This window comes from Pseudocitrobacter sp. 2023LY-00077, from assembly GCF_055796175.1.
In genome coordinates this window covers 47,142-62,606 of the sequence record NZ_JBSPEI010000011.1, presented here as the reverse complement: position 1 = coordinate 62,606, position 15,465 = coordinate 47,142, and the positions used below count along the sequence as shown (strand labels likewise).

Genomic DNA, 15,465 nt, shown 5'->3' with positions numbered 1-15,465 from the left:
TGTGAAATACATCACAATAATCTGGCCGCCTTTTCGCATCGAATAAGTTTAGAACAAAAGTAGATACGACATTGTTAATGTTTTGTTAGAATCGGAGTTGAGATGTACTTTCCATAGCGAGATGTGAGCAAAATGGCGAACAAACCTACCCCCGAAGAACTCAAAAAAAATTTAAGCGAAATGCAGTTCTACGTCACGCAGAATCACGGCACCGAGCCGCCATTCACCGGGCGTTTGCTGCATAATAAGCGTGACGGGATTTACCATTGTTTAGTGTGCGATGCGCCACTTTTTCACTCCGAAAGTAAGTACGATTCCGGATGTGGCTGGCCAAGTTTTTATGAGCCGGTGAGCGATACGGCCATTCGCTATCTCAACGATTACTCTCACGGCATGCAACGTACTGAAATTCGTTGCGGAAATTGCGATGCGCACCTGGGCCATGTCTTCCCCGATGGGCCTCAGCCGACAGGTGAACGTTTTTGCGTCAATTCGGCGTCCCTGAGCTTCACGGATGGCGAGAAAGGTGAGTCAACTAAAGGTTGAAAAAACGATTCAGCAAATTATTCCTTAACAGTCGGAGTCGGACATGAGTATTGAGCAAATTATCGACAATATGACACCGGACGTTTATCAGCGTTTGATGACGGCGGTGGAACTGGGAAAATGGCCGGATGGCGTGGCCCTGACCGCAGAACAAAAAGAGAACTGCCTGCAACTGGTGATGCTGTGGCAGGCGCGCTACAACAGCGACGCCCAGCATATGACCATCGACACCAACGGGCAGATGGTGATGAAAAGTAAGCAGCAGCTGAAAGAGGACTTCGGCATTTCACCGAAGCCCATCGCCACCTTTAAGCAGCACTGAGTGTTTTCAGGCCGCAATCCACGGTTCGGCCTGTTCCACTTTCGCATTCCAGATAGCATCGCGTACTGACACGGGCTTGCTCAGCAGGCCCAGGGCGTAAAAGCGGTCGGCGATGGTTTGCTGGGCGCGAATCACTTTCAGATCCATTTCGCGGGTTTGATGGCTGCGACGGGCCAGCGCACACTCCAGCGAGGTGATATCCAGCCCCAGTTCGCTGGAAAGCAACTGCGCCGCGTCATGACGCTGCCTGTCGATAAATTTCCCGGTTCTGCCGAGCGCATCAACGACATGCGCAATGATGTCATCGTTATGCTGAGCGTACTGACGGCGGGCGATGTAAAACTGATGATTGTTCACACGCCCCTCGCCGGTGGCGACAATCCGTAACTGACCGCTTTTTTCTGCATCACTGAGCACCGGGTCCCACATCATCCACGCGTCTGCGGCCAGATAGTCGCTGGGCGTCAGCGGATATTTGGGCGGTGCGTACACCACTTTTACATCCTCAAGGCGTAAACCTGCTTCTTCCAGAATCTGCACCAGCAGCCAGTGCACATTGGAACCTTTATTCAGGGCAATGCGTTTACCGCGCAGCTGACGAATGTGCTGAATGTCGCTGTCGTTCGGCACCACCATGGCCACGCTGCGTGGCGCGGGCGGCTCCCAGGCGACGTAAAGCAGCGCGTTTTCGCGCGACTGGGCAAAGACCGGCGGCGCTTCGCCCGTGGTGCCAAAATCGATATCGTTGTTGCTCAGCGCCTGCAACATTTGCGGGCCCGCAGGGAATTCGCTCCACAGAACGTTCACGCCGCGCCCGGCAAACTCGCGCTCAAGCGTTTGACGCGCCTTCAGTACGCCAAGATTGCCGAAACGCTGATAACCAATACGCAGTTCACGTTCGCGCGCGGCGGGTGAGGAAGCGCTCAGGAGGATTGACTCCGCTTTGCGGCGACTTTTTATCACCCCGAGGTGCGCCAGTTGGGTACGTAAAGAGTGACGGCTGATGCCCAGCAGCGCGGCGGCCTGGCTCTGATTATTGTCGCTTTGCGTCATCGCCGTGTGAATCATCGCGTTCATCACCCGGTCGTACAGTTGCCCGCCGTGCAGCGTTAACTGCTGTCGCATAAACGCCGCCAATGTATCTTCTTCTTGCTCATCGATCCTGGCTGGTGCGGAAGTAAAGCGCAGCTGCGCAGGCATAATAACTTCCTCCTGGCTGAGCAATACGGCCGTATGCAGCATGTTCTCCAGCTCACGCACGTTGCCAGGCCATGAATAGTCCATCATCGCGGCCAGCGTATCCGGGGCTAAACGGCGTGAGGGTTTGCCTAAGCGTCTGGCGTAAAGCTGTAAAAAATGCTCTGCAAGTAATGGGATATCCTGGCGGCGCTGACGCAGTGCCGGAAGGTTAACCGCTGCAATATTGAGGCGGTAAAAGAGATCTTCCCGGAATCGGCGCTCGCGGATGGCCTGTTCAAGGTCGACATGGGTGGCCGCGATCACCCGCACATTCACCTTGATGGGTCTGCGCGAGCCCACTCGGGTTATCTCGCGCTCCTGCAACACGCGCAGCAGTTTGACCTGCAACGCCAGGCTCAGCTCGCCAATTTCATCCAGCAGCAGCGTGCCGCCTTCAGCGGCCTCAAACCAACCGGGCTGTGCCTGCATCGCACCGGTAAACGCGCCTTTCTCATGACCGAACAGTTCCGCTTCTGCCAGCGACTCGGTTAATGCGCCGCAGTTCACCGCCAGGAATGGCGCGTGGCTACGCGGGCTGTGGTGATGAAGGTAGCGGGCCACGACCTCTTTGCCGCTGCCGGTTTCACCAATGATGAGCACGGTGGCATCGGTCGGGGCAAAGCGGTCAAGCAAGCTTTGAAAGGCTTTGGAAGCCGGGTCAATCAGCACAGGGGTAGAGGCGTTCAGCATAGGTTTGGCTCCGCGTAATTCATATGCCGAAGTTATCTTTTACCGGAGCAATACACCAGAGGGGGGAAGGCCCGGTTTGTTGCATTTGCAGCAGGCTGTGTCCGGTACTTGTCGCATTTGCAACGAGAGGTCGATCGCGTCATGTGTGTTAACTACATGATATTAATGGTTTTAATTTTTGTTAAATTCTGGCACGAATTTCGCTAATACCGTTATAACCATCTTGAAGAAACGCTTCGATAAATAGTGAATATAGTTATAAAGGAAAGAGATAATGACAGCGAAATCCGATAATAACCTGAATGTCTTCTGGTTCCTGCCAACCCACGGTGATGGTCGCTATCTGGGCACTACCCAGGGTGGGCGTCCGGTTGATTTGCCTTATCTGCAACAGGTGGCGGTGGCCGCCGATAGCCTGGGCTATTACGGTGTACTGATCCCAACCGGTAAAAGCTGTGAAGACTCCTGGCTGGTGGCCGCCGCGCTGGCCCCGCAGACGCGTAATCTGCGTTATCTGGTGGCGGTGCGTCCTGGGCTTCAGCCGCCTACGCTTGCGGCACGCATGGCGGCGACGCTGGACCGCCTGTCAGAAGGCCGTTTGCTGATTAACGTGGTGACCGGCGGCGATCCGGTAGAAAACAAAGGCGACGGGATTTTCCTGAATCATACTGAACGCTATGAAGTCACCCAGGAATTCCTCGATGTTTATCGCCGCCTGCTGGCAGGTGAAAAGGTCGATTACCAGGGCAAGCATATCAAGGTGGAAGGCGCGGAAGTGCTGTTCCCGCCGGTACAGGAGAATGGCCCGCCGCTCTACTTTGGCGGTTCATCCGATGCGGCGATTGACGTCGCGGGCGATCATATCGACGCTTATCTGACCTGGGGTGAGCCGCCTGCACAGGTGGCGGAGAAGCTGGAAGTGGTAAAAGCGCGGGCGAAAGCGAAAGGACGCGAGCTGCAATATGGTATCCGTCTGCACGTCATTGTGCGCGAAACGGAGGAAGAGGCGTGGGCCGCCGCCGACAAACTGATCGCGCATCTGGATGATGACACCATCGCGCAGGCACAGCAGATCTTCTCGCGTATGGATTCCACCGGGCAGGCTCGGATGAGCGCCTTACACAAAGGCAATCGCGACAATCTGGTTATCTCGCCCAATCTGTGGGCGGGCGTTGGCCTGGTGCGCGGCGGCGCAGGCACCGCGCTGGTGGGCAATCCGCAGCAGGTGGCGGAACGTATTCGTGAGTACCAGGCTTTAGGAATTACGAATTTTATTTTCTCCGGCTACCCGCATCTCGAAGAGGCACATCGCTTCGCCGAGCTGGTCATGCCGCTGCTGCCGCTGAGTACGCGTCCGCGTAGCCAGTCCGGCAACGTGAATACCGGTCCGTTTGGCGAAACCATCGGCGGTGCGGCGCGTCCGACAAAACAGGTTAGCGCCAGTTAAACAAGGTTTGTGGAGATGTGCGATGAGTGAACCTCATATTGTGATTATTGGCGGCGGCTTCAGCGGGGCGGCGGTGGCAATTCATCTGCTGCGCGAAGCGCAAACGCCGGTGCGTATCACCCTCATTGAGCCCCGAGAGCAGCCGGGGCTGGGCGTGGCGTACTCCGCCGCCGACCCGGCGCATCGCATCAATGTTCCGGCGTCGAGGATGCAGCTTTCCGGTGAGGAAGAGGGCGCGTTTGACCGCTGGTATCGTCAGCAGGCGAGTTTCCTGCGCGATGCTGACGCCCGTCGCCCCGATGGCAGCGTCTATCCGCAGCGCGGCGAGTTTGGTCGCTATGTCGCCCAGGCGTTTCTCACGGAAGCGCAAAAGCAGCCAGGACGCGTCACTCATCTGCGTGATACGGCGGTGGCCTGGCAGGATAATCAGGTGATCACCGCACAGGGGCGAAAGATCACTGCCGATCGCGTGGTGCTGGCGGTCAGCCATCCGCCGCCGGATCTCCCTAAAGAAGTGCGGGCGATTGCTGAACATCCGCGCCTGGTAGCCAACCCGTGGGTTGCCGGGGCGCTGGAAAACATCCCGCCCGAGGCCAACGTGGCGATTGTTGGTACCGCACTGAGCATGGCAGACGTTGTGGCATCGCTGACCCGCTTAGGGCATCGCGGCAAACTGCTGGCGTTCTCACGCCACGGCTTGCTTTCACGGCCTAACGCGGCGGCCGGGCTGGCAAAATGGCAGGCGGATTATGCGCACGGCTCGCTGCGCCAGCGTCTGCGGCAGATTCGCGAGGATATTGCTCGTGCCGCTGAAAACGGTCTGCCGTGGCAGGTGGTGCTTGATGAAGTCCGCAGCCAGGGGCAGTCAATCTGGCAACAGTTAAGTGAGCGCGAACAGCGCCAGTTCCTGCGTCATCTGCGTCGCTTCTGGGATGTGCACCGCTACCGCATTGCGCCACAGGTGGCCGATGCCATTACCGCGAAGCAGCAGGCTGGCTTACTCACCGTGCTGGCGGCCAGGCTGAAAACGGTGACGGCGAAGGAGAATCATCTGCGTGTGCAACTGGCTGTCCGCAATGATGAGCAGCAGGATCTGTCCGTCGATTATCTGATTTTAACCACTGGCCCCGCGCACGCTTCGCTCACTGAAAGCCAGCCGCTTTTACGTGATTTGCGCCGGGCTGGCGCGATTCGCCCCGATGCGCTGGGTTTAGGGATCGACGTCGATACCCATTCGCAAACGCTGGACGCACAGGGTAAGCCTTCAGCCATATTCCTGGTCTCCGGGCCTGCTGCCCGTGGCCGCTTTGGTGAACTGATGGGCCTGCCGCAGGTGGCGGATCATGCTCAGGCCGTCGCCCGCGAAGCCCTGCTGACGTTGTCAGCACGATGTCCCACCATCTAAAAAAATCCCCCTTTAAAAACTATGAAATGACATAGCGCCAGGTTAGCCCCTGGCGCGACAGGAGAGTGCTATGCCATCGCAACGTGAAATTCGTCTTAATGCTTTTGATATGAACTGTGTCGGCCATCAGTCGCCGGGCCTGTGGGCGCATCCGCGCGATCGTTCCTGGCAGTACAAAGACCTGGATTATTGGGTCGATCTGGCGCGTTTACTGGAGCGCGGTAAGTTTGACGGTCTGTTTATCGCCGATGTGCTGGGCGTTTATGACGTCCTGAACGGTAACGGCGAGGCGGCGATTCGCCAGGCCGCGCAGGTACCGGTAAACGATCCGCTGGCGCTGATCACCCCGATGGCACTGGTGACCGAACACCTTGGTTTTGGCCTGACAGCGTCGCTGTCGTTCGAGCATCCGTACCCGTTCGCCCGCCGTCTTTCGACCCTTGACCATCTGACCAAAGGCCGCGTGGGCTGGAATATCGTCACCTCTTATCTGGAAAGCGGGGCGCGGAATATTGGTCATAAAGCGCAAACGGATCACGACGCGCGCTATGACTACGCCGACGAGTATCTCGACGTGGTGTACAAACTGCTGGAAGGCAGCTGGGAAGAGGGCGCGATCCTGCGTGACCGCGAGCGCCGCATCTTTAGCGATCCGAGCAAAATCCACAACATTAACCACCACGGTAAATTCTTTGACGTACCGGGTTTTCATCTCTGCGAGCCTTCTCCGCAGCGTACGCCGGTGCTGTATCAGGCGGGAGCATCCAGCCGGGGCAAACAGTTTGCCGCCAGTCACGCGGAATGCGTGTTCGTGGCCGCGCCATCAAAAGCGTTACTTAAGAAAACCGTGGCCGATATTCGCCGCCGCGCCGCTGAAGCCGGACGCGACCCGCACAGCATTCTGATTTTCAACATGCAAACGGTCATCGTCGGCGAAACGGACAAAGCCGCGCAGGCGAAATGGAATGAGTACAAATCGCACGTCAGCTACGAGGGCGCGCTGGCGCTGATTTCCGGCTGGACAGGGATCGATTTCGGCCAGTTTAAACCGGATCAAATCTTCACTTACTCGCAGACCAACGCCATTCAGTCGGTGGTTGAGGCGTTCTCTACGGCCGATCCCAACCGTCAGTGGACGGTAGAAGCGATGGCGGAGTGGGTCGGTATTGGGGGATTCGGCCCGTTAATGGTGGGCAGCGCGCAAACCGTCGCCGATGAACTGCAATCGTGGGTGGAAGAGACCGACGTGGACGGCTTCAACCTGGCGTATGCCGTGACTCACGAAACCTTTACCGATGTGGTGGAACTGTTGATCCCGGAACTGCAAAAGCGCGGCGTCTTCAAGAAAGAGTACCGCCCCGGCACCCTGCGCGAAAAACTGTTCGCCGGGGATGCCCGTTTGCAGGCGCCGCACCCTGGCGCGAGCTATCGCATTCATGCGGGGCAGGCCGTAGAGGCAGGAGAAAAGGTCGTATGATTGAAATCGAATATCTTTCAAAGAGTTACCGTAGCGCAAGCGGCAACGTGACGCCGGTTTTGAAAGGGATTTCGTTGCAGGTGCAGGCGGGCTCGATCACGGCAGTGGTCGGCCCGAGCGGGGCGGGGAAATCGACGCTGGCGAAGTGCATTAGCCTGCTGGAGCGCCCGGATAGCGGCAGTATCAGGGTTAACGGCAACGATCTCTCGCTGCTCTCAGGCGTTGCTCTGCGCCGTGAACGTCGCGCGATTGGCACCGTTTTCCAGTCCTCGGCGTTGCTCGGGCGTAAAACGGCGTGGCAGAACATTGCTCTGCCGCTGGAATACCTCGGCGTGGTGGAGCGGGATATTCACGCTCGCGTGGGTGAACTGCTTGAAAGCGTCGGGCTGAGCCATAAAGCGCAGGCTTATCCGGCGCAGCTTTCCGGCGGCCAGCGTCAGCGCATTGGCATTGCCCGCGCGCTGGCGTTACGTCCGTCAGTTTTGCTGGCGGACGAAGCCACTTCCGGGCTGGATCCGCAGGCGACGGATTCGGTGCTGAAACTGCTGCGTCAGTTACGCGACGAATATCGGCTGGCCATTGTGTTGATCACCCACGAAATGGACGTTGTGCGAACCACGGCGGATGCGGTCGCGGAGATTCGCGAGGGCGAGATCGTGCAGTCAGGGGCGCTGAAAACGCTGCTGGCGCAGCCGGATTCTCACCTCGGTCAGCAACTGATGCCGCTGGCGCCGGCCTCCACGCTTTCCGATGTGTTACTGCGTGTGAGCTATCGTACCGACGGCAGCGTACGCACGGACTGGATCAGCCAGCCTTGCCAGCAGCACGGTCTGCGTGTCGATGTGCTGGGCGGTCATGTTGAGCAAATTAATGGCTTGCTCAGCGGCAGAATGCAGATAGGCATCAGCTTTACCCATGAACGGATGTCAGTTCCTCGGCTGATCGCGCAGTTAGCACATCTTGGTGTGATTGCGCAGGTTCTGGACGCGCCGCGAGCGTTGAAGGAGGCAGTATGAAACCCACCACTGTCAGTCAGGATACGCCGTGGAGTGAGATTCATACGCTGCTGCTGCCCGCACTGGGGGAAACGGCGCTGATGGTCTCTATCGTGATGCTGTTTGTCGTAACGCTGGGGGGCGTGGGCGGCGTTGTCCTGTTCAATACCTCTGCACGTGGGTTGTTTCCACGTCCGGCCCTGCATCGCGTACTCAACAGTATTGCCAACGTCGGGCGATCGCTGCCGTTCCTGGTACTCATGGCCGCCATCATTCCGTTCACCTGGTGGCTGACGGGAACCACCATCGGCATTCCTGCGGCGGTGGTGCCGATGATTGTCGCCGGGATCCCGTTCTTCGCGCGGCTGGTGGAGAACGCGTTGCGTGAACTGCCCTCAGATGTGACGGCGGTCGGGTTAGTTTGCGGCGGCTCCGCCTGGCAAATCATCACTAAAGCGCAACTGAGCGAAGCGCTGCCTGCGCTGGTGGCGGCGGTGACCCTCAACATCATCTCGATGATTGAGTATTCAGCGATCGCGGGCACCATCGGGGCGGGGGGAATCGGTTATCTCGCGGTAGTGTACGGCTATCAGCGTTTCGACAACCACATCATGATTGCCACCATTGTGGTGCTGATTGTGGCTATTCAGCTTATCCAGTTTTTGGGCGACCGCCTGGTTACCCGACTTCGACACACACAGGGGAGCGTCTGATGACGACAGAACAGTTTGAACTGCGTAAAGCCCGGCGCTGGCCGTGGCTGGTGGCGCTGGCAATATTACTCATTGCGATTGCCGCGTTCGCCTGGTGGCGTACTCAAGGGCCCGCGCAGGTGGTCTTTGGCACCACGCTGAAAATTCATTATGAACCGGCGATGGCGGGCGAACAGCGCATTATTGAATATATCGGTGAGCATATCGCGCCAGACTATGGATTGACGCTGGAAGCCGTGGGCGTGCAGGACCCGGTGCAGGCGGATCGCGCGGTGGCGGATGGCACCTATGCGGGCACCATTTATCAACATCAGTGGTGGCTTAAGCAGGTTGTCGATGCCAACGGTTTTGCGCTGAGTACCACCGTGCCGGTCTTCCAGTGGGCGTTTGGTATTTACTCTGACCGTTACCCGTCTATCGATAAGCTGCCAAAAGGCGCAACGATTGTGGTGCCGGACGACGGTGCAAATCAGGGGCAGGCCCTGTGGCTGTTGGCGCGAATCGGGTTGATTAAACTCGACCCGACGGTTGAACCACGGACCGCGAAACTGAAAAACATCGTTGAAAACCCGCATCAGTATCAGTTTAAGGAACTTGACTTGCTGACCATGCCGCGCGCGCTGAACTCGGTGGATGCGGCGATTGGCTATGTCTCGCAGTTTGATGCCGGGAAAATTCCGCGCGAGAAGGGCATTCTTTTCCCGCCCGCCCCACGGACTTTTGCATCGCAGCTGGTGATAGGTACGCCGTATCTGAACCAGGAAAATATCGAAAAACTGAAACAGGCATTTGCTGACCCGCGGATCCAAACCTGGCTTAAGACCACGGACGATCCGTTAGTCAAAGGTGTGCTGGTGCCCGTTTCCGCAGAATAACGATTCTTAGCCGGTCAGCCGACCGGCCTTTTCAGGCAAGGTAAAACTATGAGTTCAATCCCGGTAGAAAATGCGGGCGGGGTCTCTGTGCCCGTCGGTTCGGTAAGCGACGTCGCGAAGCTGATTAACAACCACGGCGAACAGGCAAAATACGCGCGCATGATTGTCTTTTTAGCGCTTGGTGGCATCTTTCTGGATGCTTACGATCTCACCACGCTCTCTTACGGTATCGATGATGTGGTGAAGGAGTTTCAGCTAACGCCGCTGCTTACCGGCCTGGTGACGTCGTCAATTATGGTTGGCACCATTTTTGGCAATCTTATTGGCGGCTGGCTGACCGATAAGTATGGCCGCTACTCGGTCTTTATGGCGGACATGCTGTTCTTCGTGATATCGGCGATCGCTGCCGGGCTGGCACCGAATGTATGGGTACTGATTGGCGCGCGTTTCCTGATGGGGATCGGCGTTGGCATCGACCTGCCGGTGGCAATGTCCTATCTCGCTGAATTTTCGAAATTCGCCGGAAAAGGTAACAAAGCCGCGCGCCTCGCCGCCTGGTGCCCGATGTGGTATGCGGCCTCCACCGTCTGCTTTTTAATTATCTTCGCGCTGTACTTCCTGTTACCCACCCAGCATCTCGACTGGCTGTGGCGAGCCTCGCTGTTGTTTGGTGCGGTGCCTGCGCTGTTGATTATTGCCGTGCGCAGCAAGTTTATGAATGAGTCGCCGCTGTGGGCGGCTAATCAGGGCGATTTACAGGGCGCGGCGCGTATTTTGCGCGAATCCTATGGTATCGCCGCCCATGAAGCGCCGGGCGTAAACGTCGCGCCGCCGCCGAAAGTGAGCTACCGCGTACTGTTCGAAAAACCGTATCGCGAGCGCACGATTGTTTCCGGGGTGATGAATATCTGTATCGCTTTTGAATACACCGCGATTGCCTTCTTCCTGCCGACCATTCTGGCGCAGTTCCTCGGCGCGGGCGTGTTTGAAACCATCGCGGCCTCACTTGGGCTGAATGCGCTGTTCGCGTTTACCGGCGGCCTGCTTGGGATGCATCTGGCGTGGAAATATCCCTCCCGACACGTGGCGATTGCCGGGTTTGCTCTGCAATTTGTCGCGCTGATTGTGCTGGCGCTGGTGGGGCAACCGCAGGCGGCGCTGGGCGTGGCGATTGCGGTGGGGATGCTCGGCCTGTGGCTGTTTGCCGAAGGTTTTGGCCCCGGTGCGCAACTGATGATTTACCCGGCGCTCTCTTACCCGACGCATATTCGTGCGACGGGCGTCGGTTTCAGCCGCGCGCTTTCCGGCGTTGGCAGCGCGCTGGCGCTGTTTATTTTGCCGCTGCTACAGGCCTCGCTCGGTACCAACATGTTCTGGGTGGTGTCGCTTGCTGCGCTGATCCCCATTTTCTTCCTGCTGGCGGTGCGCCATGAGCCTACCCGCCATGATATTGACGACCAATAAGGAGTCTTCGATGACCTTACTTTCAACCGGAACCGATTATGACGTGCTGGCGGCGCGCTTCCGCCCGATATTTGAACGCATCGCCACCGAGACGGTCGCGCGGGAACTTAACCGTACGCTGCCGTACGAACCGATTCGCTGGCTGAAGGAAGCGGGTTTTGGCACGGTACGCATCCCGCAGGAAAAGGGCGGCTTTGGCGCCTCGCTGCCGCAGCTTTTCGCGCTGTTCAGCGAACTGGCGCAGGCGGATTCTAACCTTCCGCAGGCGCTGCGCGGGCACTTTGCTTTTGTAGAAGACCAGCTCAATCGCCCCGAAAGCGAACTACGCGATCGCTGGTTCCGCCGCTTTCTTGATGGCGATATTGTCGGCAATGGCTGGACGGAAACAGGCGAGGTTAAACTGGGTGATGTCATCACCAAAGTGACGCCGACAGAGAACGGCTGGCGGCTGACAGGCGAGAAATTTTACAGCACCGGCACGTTGTTCGCCGACTGGATAGATGTCTTCGGGCGGCGCAGCGATACCGGCGGCGATATCATTGCGCTGGTCAGCACGCATCAGCCGGAGGTTGAGCGTGACGATGACTGGGATGGTTTTGGCCAGCGCCTGACGGGCAGCGGCACCACCCGTTTTCGCGATGCGTTTGTCGAACAGGAACACGTGACGGATTTTGCTGAGAGATTCCGCTATCAAACGGCGTTCTATCAGCACGTGCTGCTCGCCACACTTGCCGGAGTTGGCCGGGCCATTGAACGTGATGCCGCCGAGGGCGTGAAAAATCGCCGTCGCGTTTATAGCCACGGCAACGCGCCCGCCGCCCGCGATGACGCGCAGGTGTTGCAGGTGGTCGGGCAAATCAGCAGTTGGGTCTATGCGGTAGAGGCTACGGTCGAACGCGCCGCACAGGCGATGCAGGCGGCGTATGAAGTACACGCCGATGCCGATCCGTTGGTGGTAACGCGCGCTAACGAACAGGCGGAAGTGGCCTCCGCGCAGGCGCAGGTGGTGGTGAGCGAACTGATCCCGCGTGCAGCAACGGAGTTATTTAACGCCCTTGGAGCATCGGATACGCGCACCTCAAAAGCGCTGGATCGCCACTGGCGCAATGCGCGGACGCTGGCATCACATAACCCGGTTATCTACAAGAGCCGTAGCGTTGGAAACTGGCGGGTGAACGGCGTGCCGCCGGTATTTTTGTGGCAGATTGGCAACGGCAGTTAAAAGGCGTAGGCCCGGTAAGCGCAGCGCCACCGGGCGGTTGTGCACGCTTTTGCCGGATGGCGGCGATGCCTTATCCGGTCTACAAGGATTCTGTAATCTATTGAATATGCGGTATTTTGTAGGTCGGATAAGGCGTTTTCGCCGCATCCGACAAGAACAAAACGCACGTTGTCAGCAATCTGAAATGCTCGCCTTGCGCGAGCATTTTCTTTTTGGGGTGTCACCTTTATGAATTCCGAATTATGCGGCTACCGCCTTTGATAGCGTACAGCGCGACAGGTTGGCTCGCTAGAATGAGACGGTGCAGAATGCGTAAATCACGCTTCAGGGTATGACGGTAGTGTGGCTGGAGGAGCTGTGCAGATAGGGATACGAGCTTACGTCACATAGGTTTCAATAAGGAGTGAAGTGCCTACACAATTCATATTGATGCTGTTATTTTTGCTTCAGTTTATGCCTGGAACCTCACTTGCTAAACAAACTAAGTGGAAGCTTAATCATATTTCTAATGTTGATGTTTTCGGGAAATATGAACTCAATATAATTAGTATGCTTAATGAAATTTATAATAAGGTGACAATCGTAATCAGCCAGAATTACTTATCAGTAATCGATGCTTCTATGGGGGAGTTGTGTTCCGCTAGATATATTGAAATCCCAACGACTCCGCTATCATATTTTTTATCCAGCAATACGGTGGAGCTATATAGTCAATAATAGTCATAAGGAGTTTTTAATGTTAATTGCCTTGTCAATAATCCTATTATTATTGATGCCCTCATCATTGTATGCAAGTCAACAAACTATTGTAGGTTGTTTTAGTAACGTAACAACCAACCTCAAGTTTACCGAGATAATCAGTAAAGAAGCGAGTCTCGGCTATGTTCTATATGAAAAAGGGTCTGCTTTCATCCCGCTCGCTTTTGTGGGCAGAACTGAGGAAGTTTTCGAAGGAAGACCTTCCGAGTTCACTTATACATGGCGTGAAGTGATAAAAGGTCAGGTTAATGGCACCTATGTTGTTTCCACGCAAGGTGCAGTGTTTAACGATTTTTACTATAAGTCAGATGCAGGGAAAATAATCAGATTTAAAGAAAATATCTCTGTGCTCACTGATGATATGAACTGTAAATGGTGAGTCTGGATGCAAACGGTGCGAACAATATTGCAGAATATATTTTCTAAGAACATGGCTCCGGATGCTGCGGTGTTTATAAAAGCATGGCACCTTATGAAAAATGTTGTTCGATACTATAAATTTATATGGCTTATGGTATCTTTGGCGGGAAAGCTGATTTCAGCCTGTAATATATAATAATCATTAATATTGGTTGCATTAAAGGTATGTGCCATGAATAATAAAATTCATGTTGATTTTTGCGATGTTAACCGCTTTATCCTGAAAGATAATGATGGTTATAATATCTCCCAGTTGGTGTATTATTTTAGCTTCTTTTTTCCTAATGGTTATAAAAGGGAAAATAGGACCAAAGTAGTTTCGGTCTGTGAGGAATATTGGAAGTTATATGGGAAATCACTTAAATGGATGACTCACCCTCGCAGCCATCGCTGGAAAAAGATTTCTTCGGACTATAATCTGCAAAACTGGCTCTCTGCCTATCCTGAGGGTGATTACGCCTGGCAAATGGTTTTTCATTCTGGTCAGGTTAAATATGAATCACCACAATACTGCATAGATGGCTTGGGGAATTCAACTGTGACGCATAATACCAGCCATCTATATTTATGCGTCCCTGTTACCTGGTTCTTTGAACATTCAGAACAACATCCTATAACACTGTATTTGCGATGGGCAGAAATATTAAATGCCAGACATGGTTCTTCAGGGATAGGTGTTTTTCCAGCTTATGACATGCAAAAAAGGGGGCAGGCATATGGTATCACTCAGGCTTTATCAAGGTATTTTCCTGGTATAGAAATATGCGATAGTCTTCAGTCAGTTTCTGCTGGGATGGGGGTTCTTTCACCAAACTGGCTTAACTTGCTTGATAATAACTACGTGGATAAATTAGGTGGTTACGAAAACCTTCTTAAAAATATCCAGGGGACAAATGCACAAATTTATAAATATAACGGAGGGGTGATGATCTCTGCATCAGAATATCCACAATTATGTGAGAGTGGTGAGGCGTTAACTATTCCAGAAGATTATCGCGTTGTCTCACAAATATTGAAGCCGATCCGCAGTAGATATTTGTTTGGTTTCTGGGGCGTTAATACTGAACGCTCACTGGAATGGCGTGGTCGCATGGATTGAACAAATTAATCACGCTTTAAAGTCGACGACTGTATGGTTGGACGATGATTTCAGGAATGTTTCCATTTTGAAACTATCTTTAGAATCAGGGGATAATTTACCGGATGGACTGGCTGATCAAGATATCTATGAGGGGTGCAGTCATTTATTTTTTAAGTCAGAGAAAAAATGAAACTAAAAAGTGTTATTTTCTCCATTTTATTTTTATGTGCAGGAGAAGTATTATCGACTCCATTACCCGAACCTTCTGGTTTCGGAATTTTCAGAGATAAACCTGTATCATACTTTCATGTAACCACAAAGGAACCATACAGCAGTCAGTACGGAGAATCTTTAAATTATTTGTTGTTGTTATATAAAAAGAATTATCTAAAAAATAACTTCTGTATGCTCGGCCTTGATTGGGCAAACGGAGAGCATAATACGATAGTATTTTGGGATGAGGGACAGTTACTTTTCGCATGGACTTTGGAATATGTTGATAAGGATTATTATTATAAATCACTGGCATTGGGGGAGGTGATTTCATTGATGGAGGATGTTATTCCATTATCAGAAATATTAGAAAAACCATATGATGTTATGCAGGTATATTCACAGGAAGGTGTTGATATGCTTAGAAATGAATGCGACTCACATGGTGAAATGGTGACAATACATGCTTTTTCACAGCCTAAAAAATGTGATGATGGCAGTGAGATCGAATACGTCTATGATGCAAAAAATGAACATATTTGTGATGCTATACAACTGAGAGATTATCATGATTAATTTACGCTTTACTTTTGCGGG

At 54.2% G+C, this 15,465-nt stretch carries 14 protein-coding genes; 13 read left to right on the top strand and 1 reads right to left on the bottom strand.

What is annotated here, in order from left to right; translation table 11 throughout:
- Window positions 1–132 precede the first annotated feature (132 nt).
- Both msrB and ACWWFX_RS15220 read left to right on the top strand, forming a co-directional pair.
- Window positions 133–546 carry a peptide-methionine (R)-S-oxide reductase MsrB gene (gene msrB / locus ACWWFX_RS15225; RefSeq protein WP_015964795.1) on the top strand — a complete coding sequence of 138 codons (414 nt, stop codon included), beginning with the start codon at window positions 133–135 and terminating at the stop codon, window positions 544–546.
- Window positions 547–589: 43 nt separating this feature from the next.
- Complete coding sequence (locus ACWWFX_RS15220) at window positions 590–868, top strand: YeaC family protein (RefSeq protein ID WP_015964794.1); 279 nt, start codon at window positions 590–592, stop codon at window positions 866–868.
- 6 nt (window positions 869–874) lie between these two features.
- Here the strand turns inward: ACWWFX_RS15220 and ACWWFX_RS15215 are convergent, their stop codons facing one another.
- Entirely contained in the window at window positions 875–2,797 is a 1,923-nt protein-coding gene (locus ACWWFX_RS15215; RefSeq protein WP_473224170.1) for an aliphatic sulfonate ABC transporter substrate-binding protein, read from the bottom strand.
- 274 nt (window positions 2,798–3,071) lie between these two features.
- On the opposite strand from ACWWFX_RS15215, the gene ssuD reads away from it, so the two are divergent.
- The 11 genes from ssuD to ACWWFX_RS15160 all read left to right on the top strand — a co-directional run bounded on the left by ssuD (window position 3,072) and on the right by ACWWFX_RS15160 (window position 15,444).
- On the top strand, window positions 3,072–4,244 hold the full coding sequence (gene ssuD, locus ACWWFX_RS15210) for an FMNH2-dependent alkanesulfonate monooxygenase (RefSeq protein WP_276223445.1): 1,173 nt from the start codon (window positions 3,072–3,074) through the stop codon (window positions 4,242–4,244).
- 22 nt (window positions 4,245–4,266) lie between these two features.
- Window positions 4,267–5,649, top strand: coding sequence for an FAD/NAD(P)-binding protein (locus ACWWFX_RS15205; RefSeq protein ID WP_473224169.1), 1,383 nt, complete (start codon window positions 4,267–4,269; stop codon window positions 5,647–5,649).
- A 70-nt stretch (window positions 5,650–5,719) separates the two neighbouring features.
- A complete protein-coding gene (locus tag ACWWFX_RS15200; protein ID WP_473224168.1) occupies window positions 5,720–7,126 on the top strand; it encodes an LLM class flavin-dependent oxidoreductase in 1,407 nt (468 codons plus the stop codon).
- Entirely contained in the window at window positions 7,123–8,142 is a 1,020-nt protein-coding gene (locus ACWWFX_RS15195; RefSeq protein WP_473224167.1) for a methionine ABC transporter ATP-binding protein, read from the top strand. The genes ACWWFX_RS15200 and ACWWFX_RS15195 overlap by 4 nt, the downstream gene beginning before the upstream one ends.
- Window positions 8,139–8,834: a methionine ABC transporter permease gene (locus tag ACWWFX_RS15190; RefSeq protein ID WP_276223438.1), complete on the top strand. Its 696-nt coding sequence runs from the start codon at window positions 8,139–8,141 to the stop codon at window positions 8,832–8,834. The genes ACWWFX_RS15195 and ACWWFX_RS15190 overlap by 4 nt, the downstream gene beginning before the upstream one ends.
- A complete protein-coding gene (locus ACWWFX_RS15185) occupies window positions 8,834–9,709 on the top strand; it encodes a MetQ/NlpA family ABC transporter substrate-binding protein (protein WP_276223435.1) in 876 nt (291 codons plus the stop codon). The genes ACWWFX_RS15190 and ACWWFX_RS15185 overlap by 1 nt, the downstream gene beginning before the upstream one ends.
- Window positions 9,710–9,757: 48 nt before the next feature.
- On the top strand, window positions 9,758–11,173 hold the full coding sequence (locus ACWWFX_RS15180) for an MFS transporter (protein ID WP_473224166.1): 1,416 nt from the start codon (window positions 9,758–9,760) through the stop codon (window positions 11,171–11,173).
- A 10-nt stretch (window positions 11,174–11,183) separates the two neighbouring features.
- On the top strand, window positions 11,184–12,395 hold the full coding sequence (locus ACWWFX_RS15175) for an acyl-CoA dehydrogenase family protein (RefSeq protein WP_456145398.1): 1,212 nt from the start codon (window positions 11,184–11,186) through the stop codon (window positions 12,393–12,395).
- 736 nt (window positions 12,396–13,131) lie between these two features.
- Window positions 13,132–13,533, top strand: a complete 402-nt coding sequence (locus tag ACWWFX_RS15170; protein ID WP_473224165.1) for a hypothetical protein — start codon at window positions 13,132–13,134, stop codon at window positions 13,531–13,533.
- Window positions 13,534–13,746: 213 nt separating this feature from the next.
- Complete coding sequence (locus ACWWFX_RS15165) at window positions 13,747–14,673, top strand: type VI immunity family protein (protein ID WP_473224164.1); 927 nt, start codon at window positions 13,747–13,749, stop codon at window positions 14,671–14,673.
- 168 nt (window positions 14,674–14,841) lie between these two features.
- Window positions 14,842–15,444, top strand: coding sequence for a hypothetical protein (locus ACWWFX_RS15160; RefSeq protein WP_473224163.1), 603 nt, complete (start codon window positions 14,842–14,844; stop codon window positions 15,442–15,444).
- The last annotated feature ends 21 nt before the right edge of the window (window positions 15,445–15,465 follow it).

Bases quoted from the DNA above. Each gene is read 5' to 3' on its own strand.
- msrB (WP_015964795.1), top strand. From the start codon at position 133: ATGGCGAACAAACCTACCCCCGAAGAACTCAAAAAAAATTTAAGCGAA.
- ACWWFX_RS15220 (WP_015964794.1), top strand. From the start codon at position 590: ATGAGTATTGAGCAAATTATCGACAATATGACACCGGACGTTTATCAG.
- ACWWFX_RS15215 (WP_473224170.1), bottom strand. From the start codon at position 2,797: ATGCTGAACGCCTCTACCCCTGTGCTGATTGACCCGGCTTCCAAAGCC.
- ssuD (WP_276223445.1), top strand. From the start codon at position 3,072: ATGACAGCGAAATCCGATAATAACCTGAATGTCTTCTGGTTCCTGCCA.
- ACWWFX_RS15205 (WP_473224169.1), top strand. From the start codon at position 4,267: ATGAGTGAACCTCATATTGTGATTATTGGCGGCGGCTTCAGCGGGGCG.
- ACWWFX_RS15200 (WP_473224168.1), top strand. From the start codon at position 5,720: ATGCCATCGCAACGTGAAATTCGTCTTAATGCTTTTGATATGAACTGT.
- ACWWFX_RS15195 (WP_473224167.1), top strand. From the start codon at position 7,123: ATGATTGAAATCGAATATCTTTCAAAGAGTTACCGTAGCGCAAGCGGC.
- ACWWFX_RS15190 (WP_276223438.1), top strand. From the start codon at position 8,139: ATGAAACCCACCACTGTCAGTCAGGATACGCCGTGGAGTGAGATTCAT.
- ACWWFX_RS15185 (WP_276223435.1), top strand. From the start codon at position 8,834: ATGACGACAGAACAGTTTGAACTGCGTAAAGCCCGGCGCTGGCCGTGG.
- ACWWFX_RS15180 (WP_473224166.1), top strand. From the start codon at position 9,758: ATGAGTTCAATCCCGGTAGAAAATGCGGGCGGGGTCTCTGTGCCCGTC.
- ACWWFX_RS15175 (WP_456145398.1), top strand. From the start codon at position 11,184: ATGACCTTACTTTCAACCGGAACCGATTATGACGTGCTGGCGGCGCGC.
- ACWWFX_RS15170 (WP_473224165.1), top strand. From the start codon at position 13,132: ATGTTAATTGCCTTGTCAATAATCCTATTATTATTGATGCCCTCATCA.
- ACWWFX_RS15165 (WP_473224164.1), top strand. From the start codon at position 13,747: ATGAATAATAAAATTCATGTTGATTTTTGCGATGTTAACCGCTTTATC.
- ACWWFX_RS15160 (WP_473224163.1), top strand. From the start codon at position 14,842: ATGAAACTAAAAAGTGTTATTTTCTCCATTTTATTTTTATGTGCAGGA.